The organism is Ruegeria sp. R14_0, from assembly GCF_017743975.1.
Classification (GTDB): Bacteria; Pseudomonadota; Alphaproteobacteria; order Rhodobacterales; family Rhodobacteraceae; genus Ruegeria.
The window spans coordinates 412,142-437,282 of the sequence record NZ_JAGHRC010000004.1 but is presented as its reverse complement, the minus strand read 5'-3'; the positions used below and the strand labels follow the sequence as shown (position 1 = coordinate 437,282).

Below are 25,141 nucleotides of genomic sequence, written 5' to 3'. Positions count from 1 at the left end.
GCCCTTTGCAACTGACTGTGATTGATCCTGCCAACAAACTTTGGGGCTCAATTCGCCAAATCGACCTGTTTCAACCCGCCGAAAATGTCAGACCGGGCTTCATTATCCAGACATTCAATTGAGACGGTCGTTTCAAAGCTTTCTCGGTCTGGTTCGTCGATCGCTCCGTTTTGAGTGATTTCTTCGGCAAGGGTCGCCAGCACCTGATTGCCCAGACGAAGCAGTTCGGGCCGGATTTCCGTCACCAGGTCAGGGGCTTCTTCCGGGGCGCTGCCACCGGCCTCCCACTGCTCGATCCAACATTCCTGGATGGCTTTTGCAGCGTCGATCTGTGCCTGAAAGAAGGCGACTACACTTGGTCCGGACAGACCCAGTTCCTGCGCGGCATCCACAGCGGCTTTCAGCACAACGGCCTCACGTTCAAGGTCTTCCACGGCGACCGCATTCTCATGCTTCCACGCCGCGACACCTTTCATCCAGGTCAAACGCTCGTGTATTGATCCGAACAAGTCGTCTACGTCAGCACTGACCTGCACGCTGCCAAGCAGCAGAAAGCAGAGTGCCAGAACAGGTTTCGACCGCAGATTCCGGTTCATATAGTCGATCACTTGGTGCATCCCATTTACGACGGTGGCTGAAACCTGCTTTTCGCAGTTCACAAGCACTCATCCAAGCGCAAAAACGCGCAGCCGCTGGCAATCCTGCCAGATGCAGCCAGGCAACACGGCTGGGTAGTATGCTGTTACTCCAATCGTTCCCCTTGGGGATCGAAGCGATAGACCTTGCTTGGTGAATATCCAAACCGGATGGCCTGACCGGTATCCACCTGATGCTGTCCGAACAGGCGGGCGGTGATCTGGTGATCCTGCATCATGGCAATCACATTGGTGTCGCCACCCAGATGCTCGACATGGGTGACATTTGCAGCCACCGGTCCATCGTCAGACAGAAACAGGTCCTCGGGGCGAATGCCGGTGGTAATGCCTGCACTCTCGCCAATCAGGCTGGCGGGAAAGAAATTCATCGACGGCGCGCCAAGGAACCCGGCCACAAACTGGTTGGCGGGGTTGTTATACAGGTCCATCGGGCTTCCGACCTGCTCAACGCGCCCGTCGCGCAGCACCACGATCTTGTCGGCAAGTGTCATGGCCTCGGTCTGGTCGTGGGTCACGTAGATCATCGAGGCATCAAGCTGCTGGTGCAGGTTGGCAATCTCCAGACGTGTGTTCATGCGCAAGGCCGCGTCCAGATTGGACAAGGGTTCATCGAACAGGAACAGTTTGGGTTCGCGCACAATGGCACGGCCAATAGCGACGCGTTGGCGTTGGCCGCCAGACAGCTCGGACGGGTAGCGGTCGATATAGGGTTCCAGATTCAGCATCTTGCTGGCCTTGGCGACACGCTCTTCGATGACCTGCTTGCTCTGACCTTCCTGCTTCAGCGCCAGCGACATGTTCTTGCGCACGTTGAGATGCGGGTAGAGCGCGTAGCTTTGGAACACCATCGCGATCCCGCGTTTTGAGGGCGGGGTTAGGTTCATCACCTCGCCACCAATGCGGACCTCGCCCGAGGTCACATCCTCGAGCCCTGCGATGACACGCAGAAGGGTCGACTTGCCACAACCCGAGGGGCCGACGAAAACAACGAATTCGCCGTCTTCCACTTCGATATTGATGTCTTTCAGAACCTCGACAGTCCCGAAGGACTTGTTCACGTTCGTAAGCGTCAGGGCGGTCATTTGCGTGCCTCTTTCAGCGTAATGGGTTGGCCGGTGCGGATACTTTCGTCTGCGGCCAGACAGATGGCCAGCGATTGCACGGCGTCATTCATGTGGCGGGTCAGGTCCATATCTTCGGCGATGGCGCGCAGCATATAGGCTTGTTCAGCATCGCAGAGCTCCTGATGGCCGGGTTCATCGGGCATATCGATTGTCTGGTCGCCGTCGGGGCGGTGGACCAGAATGCCGCCGACCTTGGTGTGGCCGTCGATATCGGCCGATGCGCCCTTGTTGCCGTCGGTGATCGAAACTGATCCGTTGGGCGAGACGATGTCTTTTACGAAGAACGCGGTTTCGGACATCATTGGCCCCCAGCCAGCCTCGTACCAGCCGACCGAGCCGTCCTCGAAGATCACCTGAAACTGACCGTAGTTGTACATGTCCTCGGCGATCTCATCGCTCAGCCGCAGACCCATTCCATGCACCCGCACAGGATCCGAGTCCGTGATCTGGCACATCACGTCGACATAGTGCACACCGCAATCGACGATGGGTGATGTGGTCTGCATCAGCGCCTTGTGCGTTTCCCACTCGGCGCCCGAGGATTGCTGGTTCAGGTTCAGGCGAAACACATATGGCCCACCCAAACCCCGCGCCTCAGCGATCAGGCGTATCCAGGACGGGTGGTGCCGCAGGATATAGCCGATGACCAGTTTGCGGTTGGTCTCGATGGCTTTGGCGACAACGCGCTTGGCGTCGGTCACCGTGGTTGCCAGCGGTTTTTCGACAAAGACATGCGCACCTGCCTCCATCGCGGCGCAGGCAAAGTCAGCGTGGCTGTCAGAATAGGTCGCGATGACCACCAGGTCCGGTTTTGTCTCGGCCAAAGCAGCGTGAAAATCCGAATAGGCCGGATAGGCCGACAGATCAGGATGGTCTACGCGCCCGGACCGGTTCACCAGTCCCACGATCTGGGCGTCTGGATGGTTGTGGTGGGCCAGTGCATGGCTCAGGCCCATATTACCAAGGCCAGCGATCAGAACTCGGGTCATTTGACAGCTCCTGACGTAATGCCGCGGATCAGTTGGCGCGAGAAGATAACGTAGAGCACCAGTACCGGTAGAATTGCCATCGACAGCGCCGACAGAACCGCGTTCCAGTCGGTGACGAACTGGCCGATGAAGACCTGACTGCCCAGCGTCAGCGTTTTGGTTTCCTCAGCCGGGGCAAGGATCAGCGGGAACCACAGATCGTTCCAGATCGGGATCATGTTAAAGACGGCAACAGTTGCCATCGCGGGTCGAACCAGCGGCAAGACCAGTCGGAAGAAAATCGTGTATTCGGACAGCCCATCAACCCGGCCCGCGTTTTTCAGATCGTCCGAGACTTGCCGCATGAACTCGGACAGGATGAACACGGCCAGCGGCAGGCCTTGTGCGGTGTAGACGAGGATCAGCGCCCAAAGCGTGTTGACCAAACCGGTCGCGACCATCATTTCCAGGATCGCGACCGTGCCGATGCGGATCGGGATCATGATACCCAGCGCCAGATAGAGGCCCATGATCAGGTTGCCCTTGAAGCGATATTCGCTCAGCGCAAAGGCAGCCATAGCCCCAAACAGCAGAATGAAGGCCAGCGACACCACGGTGACGATCAGCGAGTTCTGGAAATAGAGGAAGAAATCCCCTTGCTTCATCACGGTCTGATAACCGATCAGCGAGAAACTCTCGGCATCGGGCAGGGCGAGCGGTTCGCGAAAGATGGCGCGGCGGGTCTTGAAGCTGTTGATGATGATCACAAAGACCGGGAATAGAGCGATCAGCGTGTAGAGGATCAACGCCCCGTGCATCGCGGCGGTGTTCAGCGGGTTATGGCGTGCTTTGTTCATCACTTGACCCTCACAGCTGATACCGGCGCATCCGGGTCTGGATGCCGAAGAGGTAGATGCAGACACCCACAAGGATGATCGCGAACATGGCCCCTGCGATGGCAGAACCCATATGCGGGTCACCCAGTTGCAGCTGGAAGCCAAAGAAGGTGCGGTACATGAACGTGCCAAGGATATCGGTCGAGAAATCCGGCCCTGCCAGCGCGCCCTGAGAGACGTAGATCAGGTCAAACGCGTTGAAATTGCCCACAAATGTGAGGATTGAGATGATCCCGATCGAGGGCAGGATCAGCGGCAGCTTGATCTTCCAAAAGGCAGAGGCCCCGGTGATGCCGTCGATCTCTCCCGCTTCCAGGATTTCCTCGGGGATCGACAGCAGCGCCGCATAGATCAGCATCATCGGAATGCCGACGAATTGCCAAACTGACACCAGCGCGAGCGTGGTCAGGGCGTACTCTTCCTTGCCCAGCCAAGGCGCGAACAGGGATTTCAGGCCAACCGCATCCAGCATAGAGGGCGCGATCCCCCACAGCGGAGACAGGATCAGTTTCCAGGCAAACCCCACGATCACAAAGCTCAGGATTGTCGGGATGAATATCGCCGAACGATAAAGCGCAGCGAAACGCAATCTCGGATGTGACAGCAAGGCGGCCAGAGCAACGCCAATTGGGTTCTGGACCAGCATATGGATCAGGAAGAACCAGAAGTTGTTGCCCAAGGCGTTCCAGAACTGTTCCGACCAGATCGGATCAAAGAACAGGGTGCGGAAATTCTGCAAGCCCACGTAGATGCGCGTCTGATCGACCTCGGTAAACAGTGCGAGGCGCAGCGTGTTGAACAAGGGGAAGATCATCACCGCCGTGTAGACCAGCACCGCGGGGGCGAGGAAAACGGCAATGTGCCAGCGTATGCGGCGGGTCTGCATGGGAATCTCCGGGGAAAAGGTGCCGGACGCGACGCGGGTGGCCGCGTCCGGTGTGCGTGGTTCAGGTTTTACTGATGCGGCGCGTACCAGGTGGCCAGACCATCCTGCAGTTGCTGGCCCAAAGCCTCGGGGCTTTCAGTGCCCTTGATGGCCGCGACGGATGCGCCCCAGGTTTCGTTTTCGAGGTTCGGTGTGCCACGCGACAGGATTTGATAGGTCGAACGGATCGTGCTTTCACACTCATCACGCCACCCTACGATTTCCTTGGCCAGAGGGTCTTCCAACTCGACCGGAGTGTTCGAGAGCGGGAAGAAACCGGGAACCGCATTGCCAAAGATGCTTGCAAATTCCGGGCTGGCGACCCAAGACAGGAAGGTCCGGGCGGCCTCTTGGTTTTCGCTTGCGGCATTCATGCCGATCCCGATATCGGTGTGGTCCGAGATATAGCAGGTGTCACCGGCATTCTGGACCGGCGGTTTGAAGGCACCCATCTCAAAATCGGCCTGCGTGTTGAAGCCTGCGATTTCCCAGCTGCCTGCCGGATAGATCGCAGCGCGGCCCAGCGTGAACAGGTTCTGGCTGTCGGGATAGGTCTGCGCCTCATACCCGTCGCCCAGATACGCGCCCCACTTGGCCAGCGTCGCATACGGTGCAATCCATTGTGGGTCGGTCAGTTTCTGTTCACCCTTGATCAGGGCCAGACGACCTTCTTCACCTTTCCAGTAGTTCGGGCCGATGTTGTTATAGCCCATCGTCGCGGCTTCCCACTGGTCGTTGGTACCCATTGCCATCGGGATATAAGTGCCGTCTTCCTTGATCTTGTCCAGCGCGGCAAAGAACTCGGCCTCGGTGGTCGGAACTTCGATACCCAGTTCGTTGAACGCATCTTTGTTATAGATGAAGCCGTGGATCACCGATGCCATCGGTACGCAGAAGCTGGCGGATGCATCGTCGGTCTGCCATGCGGATTTGGCCACGTCCGAGAAGTTGCCCATAGCTTCCAGATCGGACAGGTCGGTCAGGTGACCGGCCTCATAAAGCGCAAGCGACGCGTCGAAGGGGCGGCAGGTGATCAGATCACCGGCTGATCCGGCTTCGAGCTTAGAGTTCAGAACGGCGTTGTATTCTGCAGGGGCGGACGGAGAAAACACGACCTTGATGCCCGGATTTGCCGCCTCAAAGGCCGGAATGATTTTCTCCTGCCACAGGGCGAGGTCATCGTTGCGCCAGCTTTCAATTGTCAGCGTCGCCTCTTGCGCATAGGCGCTTGTGGCCAGCGCTGTGCCCATCAGAGCCAGGCTCAGAACTTTGCGTTTCATTTGGTTTCTCCCAGGTTGATAGTTTCTTTGTTTTGGTTCAGCCGTTTCATCGCAGGGCGCAGATGCCCGCTTGTTTCGTCCAATAGCGCTTGGGCATCCTCTGCCGATCCTGCGCCAGCGGCGACAAGCGCTGCGCATTTTAGGTTGCCGCCTGCAGTCTTTAACGCAGCTTCAGCGCGCTCGGGCGTCACGCCGGTCAGTTGGCAGACGATCCCGTTGGCCCGCGCGCGCAGCTTGTCGTTGTCTGCCCGCAGATTGATCATCATACCATCCTGAACGTGGCCAAGTGCGACCGCCATCAGCGTAGACAGCATATTAAGGGCGATTTTCTGTGCCGTTCCGGCGCCCATGCGGGTCGAACCTGAAATCAATTCAGGGGGCGTCGCCAGCAGCACGGCATGATCTGCAAGTTTCAGCAATTGCGAACCTGCGTTGTTTGCAATTCCGATCACCGGTGTTCCCCTGTCACGCGCCAGTTTTGCGGCGGCGACAGTGTAGGGCGTAGTGCCGCTAGCCGAGACAGCGATCAGCGTGTCTGCGGCGTCCATATCAGCCAGCTCATCCGTAAGACCGTCAACTGCATCCTCTACATCGCCCGGCATTTCCGCCGTGGTTGGTAATCCGCCGGCCATATGGATACGGATCTGTGAAGGAGGGATTGAGAATGTCCCCCCAAGTTCTAACGCATCCGAGGCTGCCATAAGGCCGGATGATCCAGCAGCGAGGTAGCGAAGTTTGCCGCCAGACCGGATCGTATTGGCCATCGCCGTTGCCCCCCCGCAAATCGGCGCAATGGCATCCAGGGTCGCTTGTGCTGCTGCGGCCTGCGACTGCGCCAGCAGGTGGGCCACCTCTGCAAGAGGACGGGTGTCTAGCCCAGTCGCGTCCTGATGCAGTTGTTCCGTTGCAGGCGTGTTCACGTGATTCTCCCCCAAGAGCTTTCAATATCATACCTTTTAGATACCATTAGTCTACCAAATAATTTTATGGACCGTTTTCCCGGTATTTCGGGATGGATATTGACGCTGTGGTCGCATTTAGGACTTCTAAAATGCCGAAAGGTATTATAAAGGTATTTATATGGCTCACGCATCGAAATACCTGATTCTGGCCGCTGATGGGGGCGGGACGCGTTGCCGCCTTGCGGTTTCCGACGGCAGCGCGACGCATCGGGTTGAGATGGGCGCGGCAAATGTGTCCACAGATTTCAGTGCCGCTTGCACCGAATTGCAGCGCGGCCTCAAAGCTTTGGCGGTGCAGTCGGGCTTGTCTCTGGACGAGCTTGCGCAAGCGCGTGCGTATCTGGGCTTGGCCGGAATAACGGGCGAGGCAATCGCCGAAAAGCTTGCGGCAGCATTGCCATTTCAGCACGTTCGGATCGAAGATGATCGGGCCGCGGCCCTGCGCGGCGCACTGGGGCCCAGAGATGGGTTTATCGCCCATTGCGGAACGGGGTCCTTTATTGCGATGCAAAAGGACGGCCAGAAAAGGTTCGCTGGCGGCTGGGGCCCAGTTCTTGGTGATCAGGCTTCTGCGCAATGGGTCGGCAAACGCTCGCTGTCCAAAGCGCTGGAATATATGGATGACGTGACCGGCCCTTCGCAATTGGCGCAGGATCTGTTGTCGCGATATGGCGGGGCCGCAGGAATTGTCAAAGCCGCGGCTCAGATGACCCCGTCCGAATTTGGAGCCCTCGCACCATTGGTGACCGAGTACTCTGATCGTGGCGACGAATTGGCCCTTTCCGTCCTGCAGGATGGGGCGGACTATCTTACCGGCATGATGACGAAAATGGGGTGGGACGCGGAGATGCCGATATGTCTGACAGGCGGCATCGGCCCCTGTTACGCGCCACATCTGCCCCCGGGCATGCAGTCTGTATTGCTTCAGCCCCTGGGCGACCCACTGTCGGGTGCACTTGCATTGGCGCAGGCGTATCAGGAGGAAATCGAACATGAATGTAGCTGATTTCCTGCGCCCGGAAGGATGGTTGGGGCAAAGTTCAGGCCCGCGGTACGTGCAGCTCCGTCAGCGTCTTGAACAAGGGATCGCGGACGGCATCCTGCCGCCTAACAGTTCACTGCCGCCTGAAAGAGAGATCGCCGAGCTGACCGACCTGTCGCGCGTGACTGTGCGCAAGGCTATTCAGGAACTGGTGCGCAAGGGCGCAATCGAGCAACGGCAGGGGTCTGGTTCGTTTGTCCGCGAGCCCGTCGCGAAGGTCGAACAATCCCTGTCCCACCTGACATCCTTCACCGAAGACATGGAGCGGCGCGGGCTCAATACGACCTCGACATGGCTGGAGCGCGGGATTTTCCTACCGTCGCCAGAAGAGATGATGGCGTTGGGTTTGTCTGCCAACGAACAGGTCGCAAGAATCCACCGCCTTCGCGAGGCCGGAGGTCGGCCGATGGCGTTGGAAAAAGCAGCGCTGCCGCTCGATATCCTGCCAAACCCGACCGAAGTGACGGGATCGCTTTATGCTGTTCTCGAACAGGCCGGTTATCGACCGGTCCGCGCGATCCAAAAGATCTCGGCCATCAATCTTGAAGCCCCCGAGGCGGAGCTGCTGGATGTTGCAGAAGGGTCGGCCGGGCTTCGGATTCAACGTACGTCTTATCTGGAAAGTGGGCGGGTCGCAGAACTGACACGCTCAATCTATCGCGGCGACGCCTATGACTTTGTGGCTGAACTGCGCCTGTCAAACTGAAAGCCTGAGATAATGTCTGACAAAACCACTCAAATGCGGCGGGAAATCAATGAGATACCCGACGCCGTAGACCGCCTTTTGACTGAAGGCTCGGGCGTGATTGCACAAACCGCCGACGAAATCCGTGCCCGCGATCCGCGTTTCCTGATCTCGGTTGCGCGGGGGTCGTCGGACCATGCCTGCAATTTTTTGAAATATGCCTCAGAGCTGTTGTTGGGGTTGCCGATGGCGTCGGTTGGGCCATCGGTCAAATCCATCTATGGCGTCGACATGCGTTGCGACGACGCCATCTGTGTTTCGGTTTCGCAATCGGGACAAAGCCCGGACATCGTCCAACTGACGCAGTCGGTGACTTCCGGAGGCGCCTATTCGGTCGCGATTACGAACAACACCACATCTGCTCTGGCCGAGGCGGCCACTGCGACCCTGCCAATTCACGCCGGTCCCGAATTGAGCGTGGCGGCGACCAAGACCTTCGTCACTTCACTGGTTGCGGGGCTATGGCTCATCGCGCAAGTCAAGCGCGATGATCAGCTGCTGCGTGCGATTCATGGCCTTCCCGACAGTCTGTCAGCGGCCATCGCTTGTGACTGGAGCGTCGTGGCGGATGCTGTCGACGGTCGCTCGCTTTTCACTTTGGGACGCGGCCTGTCCTTGGCGATCTCGAACGAAGCCGCGTTGAAGTTCAAGGAAACGTGCCAGATTCACGCGGAAAGTTATTCGGCGGCCGAGGTGCTGCACGGCCCCGTTTCCATTGTTGATCAGGGCTTTCCTGTTCTGGCACTGGCATCCGGTGATGCGGCTGAGGCCAATCTGGCTGAGGTCGCGGATGAGCTGGCCGCAAAGGGCGCCGAAGTCTTTGCCACGACCACCCGAGTGAAACGCGCGACGCAGTTGCCACATGTTCGGACCTCTCATTGGATGACTGATCCCATTCCGACAATCGTGTCGTTTTACGGAATGGTCGAAAAAGTCGCCGCAAACCGAGGCATTGATCCCGACACGCCTCGCCATCTGAAAAAAGTGACGGAAACGATATGACCGGTCCTTCGATCACCTTTGCAGGCGGCCCGATATTTGACGGCACGGAATTGCATGACGGGTACGCGGCGCGGTTCCGAGACGGCGTTTTCGACGCGTTGGTGCCCGAACATCAGATAGCGCGCGATGATCCTATCGAGGATCTGGCGGGTCATATTCTCAGCCCCGGCTATGTTGACCTGCAGGTCAATGGCGGAGGAGGGGTGATGTTCAACGACGACCCGTCCGTTGATACTCTGGCGCAGATCGCCACGGCCCACCGGGGGTTGGGTGCAACGCGAATCCTGCCGACGCTGATAACGGATACGCCTGAAAAAACCCGGGCGTCCATTGATGCTGCGGTCGAGGCCGTTCGGGCCGGTGTTCCGGGCATCGCGGGGCTGCATCTGGAAGGCCCCCATCTGTCCGAGAGACGCAAAGGGGCACATGATGCGGCCCTGATCCGCCCTATGCAGCCAGAGGATCTGGACGCCATACTCTGGGCTGCGAAACACCTGCCTGCTTTGATGGTCACGCTGGCCCCCGAAAACACCACTCCGGATCAGGTCGACGCATTGACCCGCGCCGGAGTGATCGTTTCGCTGGGCCACACGGACGCACCGTTTGAGACCTGCATGGCCTTCGCCAAAGCCGGGGCCCAATGCGCCACGCATTTGTTCAACGCGATGAGCCAGCTTGGCAGCCGCGAGCCGGGTTTAGTCGGCGCTGCTCTCTCCTGCGGATCAATGTCGGCGGGGTTGATTGCGGACGGCATCCACGTTCACCCTGACACGATGCGCGCCGCCTGGGCGGCCAAGCGCGGGCCGGGCCGGGTTTTCCTTGTCAGTGACGCAATGGCGGTCGCCGGCACGTCACAAACGGAATTCCACCTTGAGGGCCGTTTGATCCGGCGAGAGAACGGCAGGTTGACTTTGCAGGATGGAACTCTGGCCGGAGCTGATTTGTGCCTGACCAAGGCGATACAGGTTCTGACAGAACAGGTTGGCGTTCCGCTTGCCGAGGCGCTTGCCGCAGCCACCAGCGTCCCGCATCGAATGATCGCCAACGCAAGCGACGACCTCAAACCGACACTCTCACATTTAATACGGATAGCGCCTGATCTGTCCGAAGTCAGACCGGTTTCGCAATAGGTCATACGTCGCCCCATTGATCGTAAAGCTCTCAGGGATCACAGAGACCTTGAAGCGTGGCCAGCGACCCGGATTGGCTATTCCACCGCGGATTTAAGGTGCTGACGAACCTTGAGGTCGAGCCGGTTACTGTTCAAATCAACCTCTCCGCAGCTTGAAAACAGTTCCCGGACCGAGCGGTAGCTCTCGACCTTTTTCCAGACGACAGGGGATGAGGTCGGCGTGCGCCCTGACAGCGATGCCAGATAAGACATCGTGCCGAACAGAAGGCCCGACTTGTCGCGATGGGGTTTGTTCAGGATGTAAAGGCATAGCGAGGCCTCCGGGCCGCGCTCAGAATCCACGACGAATATCTGGCCCGCGCGATGGGCCGCTTTGCCATCGCATCGTGTCCAGCGGCGAGTTTTCGTTCTGGTGTCGCCAAGGGCTTCGATCACCCGGCTATAAACCATGCGGTCCCGTTCATCCAAAAAGGCAACGTTGATGATCGCCTTGGTCGGATCGTTCGGTGCCCGGAAGAAGACCTGGTAGGACCCCAGCAGCGGCCTCAGCCTTTGCAGATCACCCGGAAACACATCGGTCAGCGGGTCCCTCCGTCGATCAGCGTCTGTTTTGGCAAGGCGGGTTGTGTGACGGCGCAAATCCTCTGGGTCACCTAACAGGATATTCTCATCGATGTCGAAGAAACGGCAGACACGGCGCAGGTTGTTCGGCGAGGGTGTGCTGCGACCACTGAGGTACTTTGCGAATTGCTGATGGTTGATGCCGATATCCCGGCACACTGACGCAACAGACGGGTAGTCGGCGCAAAGGTAACGCAGATTGGTTGCCAGGTTTTTTTGCATGGTAGATCCGAAGCCGCTGCGCTTAAACTCGCTAAAGAAAGCATAATCTGGCGTTATTGTTAAGCTAAATTCGGTACGCAATCCTGCGCGCAACAAAGCCATGCCCAGGGGAGGTCAACCGATGGATAAACTTCAATACGTCCGGCAGATGGAGCAGCGCCTGCAAATGCGTCAGGTCGATCGCCGTCAGTTCATGCGCGGGGTGCTGGCGACCGGCATGACCGTTGGCGCGGCAACCCTGCTGGCGGATCGGGCTCTTGCCGCCGCACCCAAAAAAGGTGGCAGCATGGTTGCCGGTATTGGCCATGGAGGGTCGACGGAACAGCTTGATCCCGGCCAGATTGCTGCTGGCTTCCTGATCCCGCTCAGCCTTGGGGTAAACGGCTTCCTGACCGCGATCGATGCCGACAGCAATGTTCAGCCCTCGCTTGCACAATCCTGGGAGGCGTCACCGGACGCATCCGTCTGGACGTTCACCCTGCGCGACGGGGTCGAGTTCCACAATGGCCGCAGCGTAACAGCCGACGATGTGATCGCCTCGATCAACTATCATCGGGGTGAAAAATCGACCTCGACTGGGGCGCCTTTGTTGGCTGGTGTCAAGACGCTCAGCGCGGATGGCCCGCAAACCATCGTATTCGAACTGGAAGGCGGCAACGCGGATTTCCCGGCCATTCTCAGTGACTACCGGTTTGCAATTCTGCCGGCTGATGGCGATAGCATCGACTGGCGTTCCGGCATTGGCTGTGGCGCTTATCAGCTCAAGGATTTCCAACCGGGGATTTCGGCTGACCTGATCCGGCACGCCAACCACTGGAACCCAGATGTTGCGCATGTTGATGAGTGGAAACTGCTGGTGCTGCTGGACACTACCGCACGTATGGCAGCGCTGTCCGCAGGAACAATCGACGTTGCGGACAAGGTAGACCCCAAAACCGCCAAGTTCATTTCCCGGGACCCCAATGTCACACTGCATTCGGTTGCCGGTACGCAGCACTATTCTTTCCCGATGCTGACCAACGCTGCTCCGTTTGATGACAACAATGTCCGGCAAGCGATCAAATGGGGTATCGACCGGCAGGAATTGGTCGACAAGATACTGCTCGGCTATGGGCAGGTTGGCAACGACCACCCAATTGGGTCGGGGCAGAAGTATTTTAATGCCGAGCTGGAGCAAAAGACCTTCGACCCGGACAAGGCGAAGTTTTACCTGAAGCAGGCCGGGCTCGACTCGCTGGATGTTGAGCTTTCGACTTCTGACGCCGCCTTCCCGGGTGCTGTGGACGCGGCCACGCTGATTTCAAATTCGGCGGCGAAATGCGGGATCAACGTGTCGGTCAAACGGGAACCCAACGATGGCTACTGGTCCGAGGTCTGGACGAAAAAGCCCTGGTGCGCCAGCTATTGGGCCGGACGTCCGGTCGAGGATCTGATGTTCTCATTGGCCTTCCAATCGGGCGTCGCCTGGAACGAATCCTTCTGGTCCAACGAAAAGTTCGACGCGCTGCTGGTCGAAGCCCGCGCCGAGCTGGACAGCGAGAAGCGCCGGCAGATGTATGGCGAGATGCAGGAAATCGTCGCAAATCAAGGCGGCGTTGCGATCCCGATGTTCGCATCATACGTCTTTGCCACGCGCCCAACCGTCGGAACACCCGAGAAGTTCGGCTCGAACCTCGACCTGGACGGTAGCAGCTTTATGGAACGCTGGTGGAAAGCGGAATAACTGTCGGACTATGCTAGCATCGCGAATGCGCAGGGGATGGCTCGTGCAGTCATCCCTTAACGTGTTGGGGATTGGACATTTATGAAACTCTTTATTGCAACGCTTTCGACCGAGACGAATACCTTCTGTACCATGCCGACCGCGATGTCGGGGTTCGAAGAGTATTTCCTGCGCCATGGAACCGCGACGCAAGAGCCACCGAACCTGATGACCGAGGCGCTGCATGTGTGGCGCGACAAGGGCGAGTCGCTGGGATGGCAGATTATCGAAAGCCTGACAGCCATTGCCGAGCCCGCCGGACCCACGACGCGGGGTTGCTATGATGCGCTCAGCGCTGAGATTCTGTCCGATCTGGCTGACTGCGGTGGTGCTGATATCATTCTGTTGCAGCTTCACGGCGCAATGGTGGCCGACCATGTCGAAGATTGCGAGGGCGACATTCTGGCCCGCGTCCGCGCCCAATGCCCGGATGCGACGATCGGAGTGTCTCTGGACCTGCATTCACATCTGACGGACAGGATGTTGGAAGCCAGCGATCTGATCGTACACTTCCGGGAATACCCGCATGACGACGCCACCGCTTGCGCGATTGAACTGTTCGATCTGGCGCAGCGCGCACATGCTGGTGAAATCACGCCGCGGATGGCGTATTTTGATACGCGCATGGTGAGCCTTTATCTGACCAAAGAAGGGGCCATGAAAAGCTTTGTGGCCGAGATGGCCACAGCTCAGGCCAAGCCCGACGTACTCTCCGTCTCACTCAGTCATGGGTTTCCATGGGCAGATGTCGAAGACGTTGGTGCCCGAATGCTGGTCATCACGGACGATCAGCCGGACATAGCTGAACAACTGGCAGAGCGCCTGGGCCGGCGTTTCTTTGAACTGCGCGAAGAGGTAACGACGGATTATCTGCCAATTGCCAAGGCCCTCGATCAGATCGGCACAAGACCTGGCTTAAGTGTGCTGGCGGATATGGGGGACAATTCCGGTGGCGGCGCACCGGGCGATGCCACCCATATGCTGGCGGCGATGCTGGCCCGTGGGCTGACCAATTTTGCAACAGGTTTGTTCTGGGACCCCGGCGTGGTGCGTATCTGTCAGGATGCGGGCGTCGGCAGCAAACTGACGGTGCGGCTTGGCGGTAAGACGGGCGTCGTCTCGGGCGATCCAATCGATTTGGACGTGACTGTCATGGGAATCGATACGGGGCTGGGACAGCATCTGGGAACAGGGCTGGAACCCATGGGGACGGTTGTCTGGCTGCGCCTCGCGGGCGAGATTGACCTGCTTGTGAACGACCTGCGCGTGCAGGTTTACCACCCCGAAGCATTTGAACAGGTCGGTATTCGGCTGGCAGAGAAATCAGTTGTGGTCGTGAAATCCCTGTTCCACTTTTACGGACCGTTCAGCCAGATTTCGGATCACATCGTGCAGGTTGCCAGCCCCGGTGGAACCCAACCCGCATTCCGCGACATCGCACTGACCAAGCGAAAACTTCCGTATTGGCCTGCTGTCGAACACCCGTTTCTGGACACAAGCCTGGAAAAAGCCGGATGAATGCCACAACCCTTGTGGCTTGCCTGAAACGGTAGACCTGACGCCGCCTGACACAACTGACACTGCCTTAAGTTAGTCGTGTGCCGCGCTCACACTCCAGGATTCGTCCTGGAATTTCAGGATTGTCCGGTGGCACCCATTGGGCTGGGTCTTCAAACCTTTTCGAGCTTCACGTTCTTGCCTGGAATAGGTGAGGCCGCGATGGAACCGAAATTGCGGACCGTTTCCAGACCTCCCAACAATTCGATACGCGCCCATTGATCTTTTTTGCTTTGCACATCCAGCGCTTCGGGATCCACCATATCCCGAAGGGCAGCCACAAGGTCCGTCTCTTTTGGGTGAGACTGGCCGCCCGCCAGCAGGTCGTGGGCCTCAGTAGGGTCTTCGGTCAGATTGAACAGCTGATTTGGCATGTCGACATGATAGATCAGCTTCCAGTTCCCTAACCGGATCAGGAAGCTCGAGTTCAGGCTGCCCATCGCGTGGTATTCGGCAAAACCCGGCCGGGCTTCGACCGCACCCTCGGCGACCGAAACCAGCGATTTTCCGGGGAGGTTCTTATCTGCCTCGGTCGCGGCCACGTCAAAGAGGTCCAGCATGGTGGGAAATAAGTCCACATGGCTCACGCAGTCTTCAACGACCTGGCCTGTGGGCAGACCCGGACCCGCCAGGATCAGAGGCACGCCCGAGGAATGCTCGTACAGGTTGGCCTTGCCGAGAATGCCATGGGCGCCAATCGCCTCGCCGTGGTCAGACGTATAGGCCATATGCGTCCTGTTTGTCAGGCCAAGTGCATCAGCTTCATCAAGCACCTTGCCGATCTCGGCGTCAGTCTGGGTGATAAGGGCGCAATAACCGGCATAGGCGTTGCGGACAAAGGTTTCGTCCATGCCTTCGGGCAGCTGGTTCATGTGTGCCAGATAGGACATTGCCGGATGGTCATAACGGTCCTGCGCATCCCAGGTTGCGGGCAACGGCATTTCGTCTGGCGTATACTTGTCCCAGATGTCCTGCGCCGCCCGGAATGGCGGGTGTGGGCTGGGATAAGAGACAACCAACACCCAGGGTTCGGGATTGTTGGCGTTCTCACGCAGCCAGTCCACTGCGCGCTCGGTGATCTGCCGGTCATAGATCTGATAATCCGTCTCACCGGGCCCCGCGTTTCCATAAATCGCCTTGTGGCCACCCCGTGTCGGCACGCCTTCTTCGGTCGCGCGCAGCAAGGTCAGGGGCGAACCCACCTTGTCGACCACATGCATAGTGTGGATTTCCTCGGTAAATCCATTGTCGTCCTCGCCCGATCGATAATGCAGCTTGCCGATCGCCGTGACCGGTACGCCCGCATCCCGCAGCCGGTGGTGCCATGTTGGCACTGTGCCGTCATACATCGTCGCATTGTCCCAAAACCCGGTTTGATGCGGCCATTGACCAGTGGCCATCGCCGCTCGGGACGGACAGCAAAGGGTTGTCGTCGCATAGGCATTGGCAAAACGCATGCCGCGTTCGGCCAGGCGATCCAGGTTGGGGGTCTGCACGACTGGATGTTTCGCCGTTCCCAGAAAATCACGGGCATGATTGTCTGTTACAAATAATATGAGGTTGTTTGCCTGTGCCATTTGAGTCTCGCGTTGTTTAGCCAGTAGCCGTTCGGACCGCACCCGTTTCGGCCATCTGTGCGATCTCGGCTGCGTCATAGCCAAGCTCGGAAAGGATGGTCTCGGTGTCTGACCCCAAGCTGGGAGGGGGACAATGCGGGACGTGGGCAGCCGCTTCATCTATGCGGAAGGGCAGGGTGGGCACGACCAGCCCGTCGTCACCCTTGTGCAAATACTCGCGTGCCGCCACTTGCGGCATATTCAGACATTCAGGAAGCGTGCGCAGCCGCGCCACAGGGACGTGATGCGAAATCAGTATCTCTTCCCACTCAGCAGCTGTCCGCGTCAAAAGGGTCGCCGCAAGCTCTCGTTCCAGCTCGGCGGCGTTTTCGCGACGGGACGCGCCATTTTGAAAGCGTGGATCTGATAGCCAGTCCGATCGACCAAGACCATGCGCCATGCGGTCAAATTGGGGTTCTTCATTGGCACCAAGGGACAGCACACCCTCTTTGCAGGCAAAGCTGCCCGCACCGGGCGTCCGGCTGTTGGCCGCATTACCGCGTTGCTTCGGTGCGGTCCCGGTAGACAGATAGTCCACGATGGTTGAGGTCATCAATGTCAGCCCGGTTTCGAGCATCGATACATCAACAAAGCTGCCTTTGCCCGCCTTCTCACGTTTGAACAGGGCCGTGCTGATGGCAAATCCAGCCGCCAGCGCAACGCCGTAGTCCATGATCGGCGCACCGGTGCGTAGAGGGCCCGTTTCGGACGTACCCGTCAAGGTCATAATCCCACAAGCGGCCTGGATGTTCACGTCGTAGGCCGGAGCGTCGTCCATGTCTCCGCCGCGACCATAACCCGTCATGGCGCAGTGGATCAGATGCGGGTGGTCTGCGCGCACAGTCTCTTCGTCCAAACCAAAGTCCTGCATTGTGCTGGGCAGGTGGTTTTCCACAAAGACGTCCGCCTGCGCCAACAAGCGCTGCATGACCTTTTTGCCCTCGGCGCTGTTCAGGTCCAATGCGATCGAGGCCTTGCCTGACCCCTGCGCCAGATAGGCAGTGCTCATGCCCTTGGCTGACCGCGCGGCATCGGTGCCACCGCGGTAACGCATCGCATCGCCGCGGCTGACACTTTCAACCTTGATCACGGTAGCCCCCAACAGGCCTAAGAAATAGCCGCATGCCGGACCGGCCAGAACATGCGAAAAGTCGATCACTTTGATCCCGAAAAGAGGTCCTTGCGTACCTGAGCTCATGGGAGAAAGTCCTTTCTTCGAGATCACATCAACGACAGGGGACCCGCCGAACCCAGACCAAGGCGGGTTGTTTCGGTTTCGATGACCACATCGGCTGTCACATTGCCCAAATTTACGTCCGGCCCGAATGTTTTGATCAGGAACTTCTTGCCCGCAAAGATCTCCGGGGAGGTCGAGCCAACGCGCGGCGTGGACAGTTCGAACATGCATCGGCTGACATCGACATTGTCTTGCAGAATCTTGATCAGGCCCTTGTTTGGCGCACCGTCAAGCATCAACTCCTGTCCCTCGATCATCGCGATCTCGGCACCCGACGCCAGCACTTCATTCACTTCTTTGACCATTTCGGCCGGGTCCGAATTGTCGCGTTTGTCGCCAATTTCACCCACCGGAGCCAGACCAGCATCCTGGACCATCCTGATCAACCGATCGCGCGTACCGTGGCCCAGATCAACGATGTTGTCCGAGATTTCGACCATGTCAAAACCAACATCCTTGGCTTCTTTCAGGTGATTTTCCATCGCGTCGATGCCCATAGTGTGGATCACGTATTCCTGCATCTGGCCCCCCAGAAATGGTCGGACCTGATGCTCGCGCAACAGTGTGAGCTTGCTCACCAGATGCTGGCGCGGGAACAGACGGGAAGTGCCGGTCGCAACCTTGAAGATGTCAATATAAGCACCGCCAAGCTCGAGCAGTCCGCGCAAACCTTCGAGCGTCGTTTGGTAATCGGTCACCATGGTCAAACCCGATGAGCGCGGCTTCTCCAGGCTGCGCCGGGGATCAAGTGGGACGTCGGGGAAAGCGGTGGTCAGGGGCATGCCGGCTCCGGGATAGGGCTGTTTTCCACAGAGCGTAGTCAGATCGCGATGATCTGAAAATTCGAATTTTCTTTACCCTTGTTCCAAAAAACTGACGATCAATGAGAGCCGAGTATTTCTTCGACGATCTGCTTCAAGTGTTTGACGATGGGGTCGATCAAGGGATGCTGAAGTCTGCTTTTTGACAAAAACAAACCCAATTTCAGGTGACTTATTGGTTCGAGCGGGATCAGTTTCAGCGACTCGGGCATGTCCAAACCAACGGCGATTGCATCGGTGATGGTAAAGCCCTGTCCGCTGGCCACAAGCTGATGGGCCACCGCAGAAAACGATACTTCATGACGTGTTTTCAGCTGCAAATCCGTCTTGATCAGGTTTGCTTCGACCAACTGCCGCAGCAGAGTGTTTTCGGTCAACGCAATATAGTCCAACCCCTGCAGTTCACGCATATGCAGCACATCATGCCGTGCCAAGGGGTGATCGCGCCGAACCAGAACGCCCAACGCCGTTTCACACAGATACTGGCTTTCCAAATCTTCCCAGTGAGCCGACAACGAGCCAAGCCCCAGGTGAAATTGGTCTTGAACGATATACCTGCCAAAACTCTGGCGCGGTTGTACTTCCAGCCGCACACGCGCTTCCGGTATCTCTTCGGACAACCGCCGGATCGCGGGCAGCATCAAACCAGTCGCCATGCGCGGATGCGAAATCAACCGCAACGGGGGCGTTTGATCTTGGCGGGCGCGTTCCAGAAAGTCGGGCAGGCTGTCAATTCCTGCCAAAATGCGCAGGGCTTCGGGCAAAAGCTGCTCACCCGCCTGCGTTGGGATGAGCCTTTTCTTGACTCGCTCAAACAGGGGTTGGCGCATCTCATCCTCGAGCATACGCAGCAAACGGCTGACGGCCGGGGGGCTCAGGCGCATGACCTCGGACGCCCGCGCAAGCGTTCCGTGTTCCATGATCAAGACAAAGACACGCAGGCTTTTGAGGTTCATGTTATTCAGCTTTTCTGAATTAGTCGTAAAATGTTTATAATTTTTTTTGCTTCTCCGCTCAAGTAGCTTTGCGAAGATCGACGAGGTGTCTGCCGTTGGCGTGCCTCAGAAACATCTGATGGGAGGACCTCATGGAACGCAGAACCTTTTTGAAAACATCCGCATTGGCGTCGGTTGGATTGGCTTTGTCGGGTACGGCTGCCTTTGCGGAATGGAAACCGCGTCGTCCGGTCAGCATCATCCTGCCGTACAAAGCTGGCGGTGGCACCGACAGCTATGCCCGCGCCGTCGCATCCGCAAGCGATGGACTGTTCCCCGTACCCTTCGTCGTTGTGAACAAGCCGGGCTCGTCTGGCATTACCGGGGCCGTCGAAGCATCGCGCTCGCGTCCGGATGGCACGGCTGTTCTGCTGACCTCGGCTGGTTCATTCCTGCTGACCTCACTGCTGCGCGAAACCGACGTGACGCCGCTGGATTCTTTCCGCATCGTGGCACAAATCGGCAAGCTGACCACCTCGTTGATGGTGCCGATGAACAGCCCTTATCAGACGCTGGACGACCTTGTGGCCGACATCAAGGCACGTCCGGGTGAGGTGCGTTGGGCGCATACAGGCAATGGTGGCTTCCACCACGTTGCCGGACAGGGCTTCCTGGATTCCAACGATCTCGAAGCTGTTGGCGTTCCTTTCAAGGGCGGCTCGGCCACCCGTGCGGCTCTGATCGGTGAACAGGTCGACTTTGGCATGATCGGTATCCAGCAGGCCGCTGGTTTCGAAAATGAACTGCGCCCGCTTGCACTGAACTCGGACCAGCGTGACGCCTTCATGACCGAAGTGCCCACCTTTGCCGAAGCAGGTTATGACGCCGTCGACGTCAGCTCGCCCATCATCATGTTTGCACCCAAGGACACGCCCGACGATGTCGTGGCTGGTCTGGAGGCTGCTATGAAGGAAATCACAGAATCCGAGGCCTTCATCAATGCGATGGCGGAACGCGGCAATGCGCCAGTCTTCCTGCCCGGACCCGAGGCCGAGGCAAATCTGCGCGCAATGAAGGACAATGTGTCCTCGATCATCGGCGCACTGAAAAGTCAGGGCTAAGACATGTCGTCGCGCACTCTGAACACAAACACAGTCATTGGGGGGCTGATGACCCTGTTCGGTCTGGCGGCTGTCGTTGCCAGCATGGGCATCAACCCCGATCCTGACGGCGGCTGGGGCGCCCGCATTTTCCCGCTTGTCGGGTCGGTCGCGCTGGTCATCCTGGGCGTGGTAGAGTGCGCCAAAGGTCTGAAGTCTCCGCCGCCAGTTTCGACAAGCAGCGGAGACCGCGGTGTCATGGGTCGAATTCTGGCTCTTTTGATGCTGTCCCTTGCCTATGTCTGGCTGATCGGGAAGATCGGCTACCTGATCAGCACCGGTCTGGCAGCTGTCGGGGCGCTTATGATCTTTGGCATTCGGAACCCGATTGGCCTGCTGATCGCTGCGATTGTTTGCCCGGCAATCTACCATGTCATTTTCTTCGTCCTGCTCGGAGTTTTCCCACCCTATGGGGAATGGTTCGAGCCGCTGGACATCATTCAGGGGTACTAAGCCATGGAAATCTTTGCAGCCCTGGCATCGGTCCTGAGTGATCCGATCATTCTGATGTGGGTCTTCGCAGCCGCAATCGTCGGCATGGTGGTTGGGGCCATACCTGGTCTCACCGCATCTGCCGCTATCGCGATGCTTTTGCCGGTGACCTTTTACATGCAACCGCTGGCCGCATTGGCGTTTCTCTACGTCATCGGCAAATCGGGACGCTACGGCGGTTCGATTGCGGCCATCCTGTTCAACACCCCCGGCACCGCGGCCTCGGCCGCAACGCAAATCGACGGCTACCCCCTGTCCAAGCGCGGCATGTCGTCAAAAGCCATGAAGGTCGCCACTCTGTCGTCCATCACCGGTGACTATGTCGGCGAGATTCTGTTGATCGCAGGCGTCGGCATCATCGCCGCGATTGCATTGAAAATGGGGCCTCCGGAACTCTTTGCGGTCTACTTTGCAGCCTTCGTGGTCATCGGATCGGTCATCGGTAAATCCATCACGCGGGGGCTGGCGTCGGCTGCCCTTGGTGTGCTGATCAAGATGGTGGGGCTTGACCCTATTTCATCAGAAGAGCGGTTTACCTTCGGCTCTTTCGATCTGTCGAACGGTATCTCGCTGGTGCCTTTGATGATCGGTATCTTTGTTCTGGGCGAGGTCTTCTCGCAGCTTGAAGCCCGCGGCAAACCCATCGAACAGTTCGACGATCCCGACAACGATGATGCGCGCGCCAGGAACCGTCTGACCTGGGCAGAATACAAACCCTGTATCCCGCATGTGATCCGCTCTTCCTTCATTGGGTCTTTCATCGGGATGCTCCCGGGGCTTGGCTCGGCTATTGCGGCCTTTGTCGCCTATGGCGAAGGAAAACGCCGAGCCAAGAACCCCGAGGAATGGGGCAAAGGTGCCCTCGAAGGGATCGCCGCGCCCGAAGCTGCCAACAACGCGGTTTCCGGTCCGTCGATGGCACCGCTGCTGACGCTTGGCATTCCGGGTTCGATCATTGGCGCGATCCTTATTGGCGTGTTCCTGATCCACGGCATCCAGGTCGGCCCGACGCTGTTCCTGACCCAGAAAGAACTGATCTATCAGCTGTTTGCCTGTGGTCTGGTGGGCATCGCCGCATACGGTCTGATCGGGTATTACGGTGCGTCTTTTGTCGGTCGCTTCATCCTGAAGATCCCGACGGATGTGCTCTATCCGGTGATCTTCCTGACGTCTTTCGTCGCCGCCTATTCTGCACGCGGAAGCATGTTTGACGTCCTGATCATGGTGATCGCAGGCTTTGGCGGTTGGCTGATGAAATGTTATGACTTCAACCCGGCGGCGTTTGTCATCAGCTTTGTTCTTGCCGGCGGTGCCGAGGAAACGTTCCGCCAGTCGCTGCTGCTTTCGGATCATGGCGCGTTGATCTTCTTCACCCGCCCTGTGGCACTGGGCTTCTTGATCGTGGGAGTTGTGGCCGTCGTGGCCCGCGCCCGCAGCCTGAGCAAGCAGGCCAAAGAAGCGTCGCTTAACGACGCTTAATTGAAGCAACCATCTGGGAAAGCTCGCAATTTGCGGGCTTTTCCACTCCTACAACGCACCGCGTCGCGCGTGTGAACGGGCACGGTGCGCCATCTGACAAGGATAATGATATGCCCAACCACGATTACCGCCGCGACTTGATGGGTAGCGCCACAGTGTCCCCGAAAGGTCCGATCGAGGCCGGTTCGTGGCAGAGCTACACATTAGTCTACACTGCCGGCAAATTTGGGGTCGACGATCAGGGCGGGTTGAAAATTGCGTTCCGAACCCATTCGGACATGACCCCGTTGCAAATGGACGACCCGACCGCCCCCGGCTACCTGACGATCGAAACATCGAATGGCGCGCCGTTCGAGGCGGATTTCAGCTACAAACGCAACCTGCGCCCCTGGGGCCTGTGCATCACCGTGTTGTGCAAGCAGTTCCTGAAGCCCGGTGATCAGATCACCTTCCGCATCGGCGATCAGCGTCAGGGGTCCCCTGGTGTGCGCACCCAGACCCACATCGAAGCTGAACACCAGTTCCGTGTTACCGTCGATGCCTTTGCCACCGTCGACTACACCCCGCTGGAGGAAGACAAACAGCCTCACATCACCATTGTACCGGGCGCGCCGAAACTGTGGAAAGCGATCCTGCCGACCTTGCGCCGTGCGGATCAGGCTTTCCGCTTTATCGTCAAACCGGAAGACAATTGGGGCAACCCGTCGGACAAGTTCGACGGTGAGGTCACGTTGCGATCCAACAAGCCTATCAACGGTCTGCCCGAAACTGTCAGCTTCAAGACCGGTGATTTCTCGGCGGTGCTGGACGACCTGACTGTGGCCGAGGATGGCGACTATACCATCGAGGCTCTGATTGATGGTGAGGTCGTGGCCAAATCGAACCCACTGCGGGTGTCGTCCAAATCGAAGGTTGCGCACTATTGGTCTGACATGCACGGCCAGTCGGGCGAGACCATTGGCTCAGGCTCGGCGCGCGACTATTTCTTCTTTGCCAAACATCGCTCATTCGTGGACATCACAGGCCACCAGGGCAATGACTTTCAGATTTCGGATGCGTTCTGGGACGAGATCAATTCACTGACGGCCGAGTTCAATGAAGAAGGCAAGTTCCTTGCGCTGCCTGGTTATGAATGGTCCGGAAATACCGGCTTGGGCGGCGATCATAACATCTGGTACCGCAACGAGGGCCGCCCGATCTATCGTTCGTCCCGCGCAATCGTGCAGGATAAGTCACGACCCGAAAGCGATTGCCATGACGTGACCGAACTGTTTGACGCGCTCAAGGGCGAAGACGTTCTGGTCGTGCCCCATGTCGGTGGCCGCTTTGCCGACGTGACCTATGCTCATGACGCCAGTGTCGAACCATCGGTTGAGGTGCACTCCAGCTGGGGCACGTTTGACTGGATCGTTCAGGATGCAATGAAAATGGGCTATCGCATCGGGATCGTGGCCGGGTCGGACGGACACAAGGGACGCCCCGGTGCATCTTACCCCGGGGATGCCAAATTTGGCGCCTATGGCGGGCTGACTTGCCACTTGCTGCCGGAGCTGACGCGCGATCACCTGTTCGAAGAGTTCCGCCGCCGCCACCACTATGCCACAACCGGTGCCCGCCTGTTCATGTCGGCCGAAATGACCTATGCCGAACCGGCGCGCGTATTTGTGCGCAACCCGTCGCTGGACAACGACGCCTATGATGAATCGACCACCGCGATCATGGGTGACATCGTGCAGACCAACCAGGATGCCGCCATTTTTGACCTTGAAGTCTCGGCGCAATGCCCGATCGACAAGATCGAGATCTTTGACGGTCTGGATTTGCTGCAACGCGTTCGCCCCTATGGCGAAGCCGACCTTGGCGCCCGTTATCAGATCACCTGTAAGGGGCAAGAGACACGCGGCCGCCAACGTCTGGTGAAATGGGACGCATCGGCCACGCTGACCGGGGGTACGATTTCGCGCATCAAGGCGACCAGCTTCTACAACCCTGACAAACAGCCCAAACAGGTTTCCGACACGCAGATTGATTGGACCAGCGTCACAACCGGTGGCGCACAATCGGTCGACCTGTGGGTTGAGAATGCCGCCGAAGATGCCAAGTTGACCATCAAGACAAACCAGGGCGATCTTGAGGTCGCTTTGGCCGATGTCGGGGTCGAAGGCGTTCAGGTTTCATGCGGTGGCATGGACAAGCTTTTGATGGTTCAGCGTCTGCCCGACGAACGGACCGAAACGCAAATGGCTATCCGCCAAGAGGTCAAGATCCCGGCAACGGGTGACAGCGCGATCTTTGCGCGTGTGGTGCTGGAAGATGGCCACGTCGCCTGGACCAGCCCTATCTACAGCTTCAAGTGAGTTTCATCGGAGCCCCGGGTTTTCGGGGCTCTGCTACATCACCGGATGTCCTGCGCTTGCCGAAGCCGATTGTGACCTTGCCTCTGCACGACTTGATCCGCATTCTTCGGCGGGTCACCCGTCAACATTTGGTTGGAGCATGTCTTGGCG

At 58.2% G+C, this 25,141-nt stretch carries 22 protein-coding genes; 10 read left to right on the top strand and 12 right to left on the bottom strand.

From position 1 onward, the window contains the following. Window positions 1-47: 47 nt before the first annotated feature. The 7 genes from aroQ to J7416_RS14260 all read right to left on the bottom strand — a co-directional run bounded on the left by aroQ (window position 48) and on the right by J7416_RS14260 (window position 6,769). Window positions 48-608: a gamma subclass chorismate mutase AroQ gene (gene aroQ / locus J7416_RS14290; protein WP_209225650.1), complete on the bottom strand. Its 561-nt coding sequence runs from the start codon at window positions 606-608 to the stop codon at window positions 48-50. 134 nt (window positions 609-742) lie between these two features. Continuing rightward, the gene (locus tag J7416_RS14285) at window positions 743-1,738 is read right to left on the bottom strand and encodes an ABC transporter ATP-binding protein (RefSeq protein ID WP_209225648.1); all 996 of its coding nucleotides are present in this window, start codon (window positions 1,736-1,738) and stop codon (window positions 743-745) included. Continuing rightward, window positions 1,735-2,769, bottom strand: a complete 1,035-nt coding sequence (locus J7416_RS14280; RefSeq protein WP_209225646.1) for a Gfo/Idh/MocA family oxidoreductase — start codon at window positions 2,767-2,769, stop codon at window positions 1,735-1,737. The genes J7416_RS14285 and J7416_RS14280 overlap by 4 nt, the downstream gene beginning before the upstream one ends. Further along, window positions 2,766-3,605: a carbohydrate ABC transporter permease gene (locus tag J7416_RS14275; protein ID WP_170424048.1), complete on the bottom strand. Its 840-nt coding sequence runs from the start codon at window positions 3,603-3,605 to the stop codon at window positions 2,766-2,768. The genes J7416_RS14280 and J7416_RS14275 overlap by 4 nt, the downstream gene beginning before the upstream one ends. A 10-nt stretch (window positions 3,606-3,615) precedes the next feature. Continuing rightward, window positions 3,616-4,530 (bottom strand): sugar ABC transporter permease, encoded by a 915-nt coding sequence (locus tag J7416_RS14270; RefSeq protein ID WP_209225644.1) that lies wholly within the window; start codon window positions 4,528-4,530, stop codon window positions 3,616-3,618. 68 nt (window positions 4,531-4,598) lie between these two features. Continuing rightward, entirely contained in the window at window positions 4,599-5,849 is a 1,251-nt protein-coding gene (locus J7416_RS14265; RefSeq protein WP_209225642.1) for an ABC transporter substrate-binding protein, read from the bottom strand. Next, window positions 5,846-6,769 carry an N-acetylmuramic acid 6-phosphate etherase gene (locus J7416_RS14260; protein ID WP_209225641.1) on the bottom strand — a complete coding sequence of 308 codons (924 nt, stop codon included), beginning with the start codon at window positions 6,767-6,769 and terminating at the stop codon, window positions 5,846-5,848. The genes J7416_RS14265 and J7416_RS14260 overlap by 4 nt, the downstream gene beginning before the upstream one ends. Window positions 6,770-6,929: 160 nt before the next feature. On the opposite strand from J7416_RS14260, the gene J7416_RS14255 reads away from it, so the two are divergent. From J7416_RS14255 to nagA, 4 genes are read left to right on the top strand one after another with little or no spacing between them, the layout of a single operon-like run. Next, entirely contained in the window at window positions 6,930-7,817 is an 888-nt protein-coding gene (locus J7416_RS14255; protein ID WP_209225639.1) for a BadF/BadG/BcrA/BcrD ATPase family protein, read from the top strand. Next, the gene (locus tag J7416_RS14250) at window positions 7,804-8,559 is read left to right on the top strand and encodes a GntR family transcriptional regulator (RefSeq protein ID WP_209225637.1); all 756 of its coding nucleotides are present in this window, start codon (window positions 7,804-7,806) and stop codon (window positions 8,557-8,559) included. Before J7416_RS14255 ends, J7416_RS14250 begins: the two co-directional genes overlap by 14 nt. 12 nt (window positions 8,560-8,571) lie before the next feature. Then, window positions 8,572-9,600 (top strand): SIS domain-containing protein, encoded by a 1,029-nt coding sequence (locus J7416_RS14245; RefSeq protein ID WP_209225635.1) that lies wholly within the window; start codon window positions 8,572-8,574, stop codon window positions 9,598-9,600. Continuing rightward, window positions 9,597-10,730, top strand: a complete 1,134-nt coding sequence (gene nagA / locus J7416_RS14240) for an N-acetylglucosamine-6-phosphate deacetylase (RefSeq protein WP_209225634.1) — start codon at window positions 9,597-9,599, stop codon at window positions 10,728-10,730. Before J7416_RS14245 ends, nagA begins: the two co-directional genes overlap by 4 nt. 77 nt (window positions 10,731-10,807) lie before the next feature. Here the strand turns inward: nagA and J7416_RS14235 are convergent, their stop codons facing one another. After that, window positions 10,808-11,677: a helix-turn-helix domain-containing protein gene (locus J7416_RS14235; RefSeq protein WP_209225631.1), complete on the bottom strand. Its 870-nt coding sequence runs from the start codon at window positions 11,675-11,677 to the stop codon at window positions 10,808-10,810. 19 nt (window positions 11,678-11,696) lie between these two features. Between J7416_RS14235 and J7416_RS14230 the strand changes: the two genes are divergently transcribed. Both J7416_RS14230 and J7416_RS14225 read left to right on the top strand, forming a co-directional pair. Continuing rightward, window positions 11,697-13,298 (top strand): ABC transporter substrate-binding protein, encoded by a 1,602-nt coding sequence (locus J7416_RS14230; protein WP_247744288.1) that lies wholly within the window; start codon window positions 11,697-11,699, stop codon window positions 13,296-13,298. An 81-nt stretch (window positions 13,299-13,379) separates the two neighbouring features. Continuing rightward, window positions 13,380-14,855, top strand: a complete 1,476-nt coding sequence (locus tag J7416_RS14225; RefSeq protein WP_209225629.1) for a M81 family metallopeptidase — start codon at window positions 13,380-13,382, stop codon at window positions 14,853-14,855. 152 nt (window positions 14,856-15,007) lie between these two features. On the opposite strand, the gene J7416_RS14220 is transcribed toward J7416_RS14225, so the two are convergent. The 4 genes from J7416_RS14220 to J7416_RS14205 all read right to left on the bottom strand — a co-directional run bounded on the left by J7416_RS14220 (window position 15,008) and on the right by J7416_RS14205 (window position 19,524). After that, a complete protein-coding gene (locus J7416_RS14220) occupies window positions 15,008-16,471 on the bottom strand; it encodes a sulfatase-like hydrolase/transferase (protein ID WP_209225627.1) in 1,464 nt (487 codons plus the stop codon). 16 nt (window positions 16,472-16,487) lie between these two features. Continuing rightward, window positions 16,488-17,708 (bottom strand): CoA transferase, encoded by a 1,221-nt coding sequence (locus tag J7416_RS14215; RefSeq protein ID WP_209225625.1) that lies wholly within the window; start codon window positions 17,706-17,708, stop codon window positions 16,488-16,490. Between the two features lie 23 nt (window positions 17,709-17,731). After that, on the bottom strand, window positions 17,732-18,529 hold the full coding sequence (locus J7416_RS14210) for a phosphosulfolactate synthase (RefSeq protein WP_209225623.1): 798 nt from the start codon (window positions 18,527-18,529) through the stop codon (window positions 17,732-17,734). 98 nt (window positions 18,530-18,627) lie between these two features. Then, window positions 18,628-19,524: a LysR family transcriptional regulator gene (locus tag J7416_RS14205; RefSeq protein WP_209225621.1), complete on the bottom strand. Its 897-nt coding sequence runs from the start codon at window positions 19,522-19,524 to the stop codon at window positions 18,628-18,630. Between the two features lie 131 nt (window positions 19,525-19,655). Between J7416_RS14205 and J7416_RS14200 the strand changes: the two genes are divergently transcribed. The 4 genes from J7416_RS14200 to J7416_RS14185 all read left to right on the top strand — a co-directional run bounded on the left by J7416_RS14200 (window position 19,656) and on the right by J7416_RS14185 (window position 24,991). Next, complete coding sequence (locus J7416_RS14200) at window positions 19,656-20,624, top strand: tripartite tricarboxylate transporter substrate binding protein (protein WP_209225619.1); 969 nt, start codon at window positions 19,656-19,658, stop codon at window positions 20,622-20,624. A gap of 3 nt (window positions 20,625-20,627) precedes the next feature. Next, on the top strand, window positions 20,628-21,116 hold the full coding sequence (locus J7416_RS14195) for a tripartite tricarboxylate transporter TctB family protein (protein ID WP_209225617.1): 489 nt from the start codon (window positions 20,628-20,630) through the stop codon (window positions 21,114-21,116). Window positions 21,117-21,119: 3 nt separating this feature from the next. After that, window positions 21,120-22,634 carry a tripartite tricarboxylate transporter permease gene (locus J7416_RS14190; RefSeq protein WP_209225615.1) on the top strand — a complete coding sequence of 505 codons (1,515 nt, stop codon included), beginning with the start codon at window positions 21,120-21,122 and terminating at the stop codon, window positions 22,632-22,634. Window positions 22,635-22,744: 110 nt separating this feature from the next. Further along, a complete protein-coding gene (locus J7416_RS14185) occupies window positions 22,745-24,991 on the top strand; it encodes a DUF3604 domain-containing protein (protein ID WP_209225613.1) in 2,247 nt (748 codons plus the stop codon). Window positions 24,992-25,141 lie beyond the last annotated feature (150 nt).

Excerpts from the sequence above, each read along its gene's own strand:
- J7416_RS14285 (WP_209225648.1), bottom strand. The coding sequence starts at position 1,738 with ATGACCGCCCTGACGCTTACGAACGTGAACAAGTCCTTCGGGACTGTC.
- J7416_RS14280 (WP_209225646.1), bottom strand. The coding sequence starts at position 2,769 with ATGACCCGAGTTCTGATCGCTGGCCTTGGTAATATGGGCCTGAGCCAT.
- J7416_RS14275 (WP_170424048.1), bottom strand. The coding sequence starts at position 3,605 with ATGAACAAAGCACGCCATAACCCGCTGAACACCGCCGCGATGCACGGG.
- J7416_RS14270 (WP_209225644.1), bottom strand. The coding sequence starts at position 4,530 with ATGCAGACCCGCCGCATACGCTGGCACATTGCCGTTTTCCTCGCCCCC.
- J7416_RS14265 (WP_209225642.1), bottom strand. The coding sequence starts at position 5,849 with ATGAAACGCAAAGTTCTGAGCCTGGCTCTGATGGGCACAGCGCTGGCC.
- J7416_RS14255 (WP_209225639.1), top strand. The coding sequence starts at position 6,930 with ATGGCTCACGCATCGAAATACCTGATTCTGGCCGCTGATGGGGGCGGG.
- J7416_RS14250 (WP_209225637.1), top strand. The coding sequence starts at position 7,804 with ATGAATGTAGCTGATTTCCTGCGCCCGGAAGGATGGTTGGGGCAAAGT.
- J7416_RS14245 (WP_209225635.1), top strand. The coding sequence starts at position 8,572 with ATGTCTGACAAAACCACTCAAATGCGGCGGGAAATCAATGAGATACCC.
- nagA (WP_209225634.1), top strand. The coding sequence starts at position 9,597 with ATGACCGGTCCTTCGATCACCTTTGCAGGCGGCCCGATATTTGACGGC.
- J7416_RS14235 (WP_209225631.1), bottom strand. The coding sequence starts at position 11,677 with ATGGCTTTGTTGCGCGCAGGATTGCGTACCGAATTTAGCTTAACAATA.
- J7416_RS14230 (WP_247744288.1), top strand. The coding sequence starts at position 11,697 with ATGGATAAACTTCAATACGTCCGGCAGATGGAGCAGCGCCTGCAAATG.
- J7416_RS14225 (WP_209225629.1), top strand. The coding sequence starts at position 13,380 with ATGAAACTCTTTATTGCAACGCTTTCGACCGAGACGAATACCTTCTGT.
- J7416_RS14220 (WP_209225627.1), bottom strand. The coding sequence starts at position 16,471 with ATGGCACAGGCAAACAACCTCATATTATTTGTAACAGACAATCATGCC.
- J7416_RS14215 (WP_209225625.1), bottom strand. The coding sequence starts at position 17,708 with ATGAGCTCAGGTACGCAAGGACCTCTTTTCGGGATCAAAGTGATCGAC.
- J7416_RS14210 (WP_209225623.1), bottom strand. The coding sequence starts at position 18,529 with ATGCCCCTGACCACCGCTTTCCCCGACGTCCCACTTGATCCCCGGCGC.
- J7416_RS14205 (WP_209225621.1), bottom strand. The coding sequence starts at position 19,524 with ATGAACCTCAAAAGCCTGCGTGTCTTTGTCTTGATCATGGAACACGGA.
- J7416_RS14200 (WP_209225619.1), top strand. The coding sequence starts at position 19,656 with ATGGAACGCAGAACCTTTTTGAAAACATCCGCATTGGCGTCGGTTGGA.
- J7416_RS14195 (WP_209225617.1), top strand. The coding sequence starts at position 20,628 with ATGTCGTCGCGCACTCTGAACACAAACACAGTCATTGGGGGGCTGATG.
- J7416_RS14190 (WP_209225615.1), top strand. The coding sequence starts at position 21,120 with ATGGAAATCTTTGCAGCCCTGGCATCGGTCCTGAGTGATCCGATCATT.
- J7416_RS14185 (WP_209225613.1), top strand. The coding sequence starts at position 22,745 with ATGCCCAACCACGATTACCGCCGCGACTTGATGGGTAGCGCCACAGTG.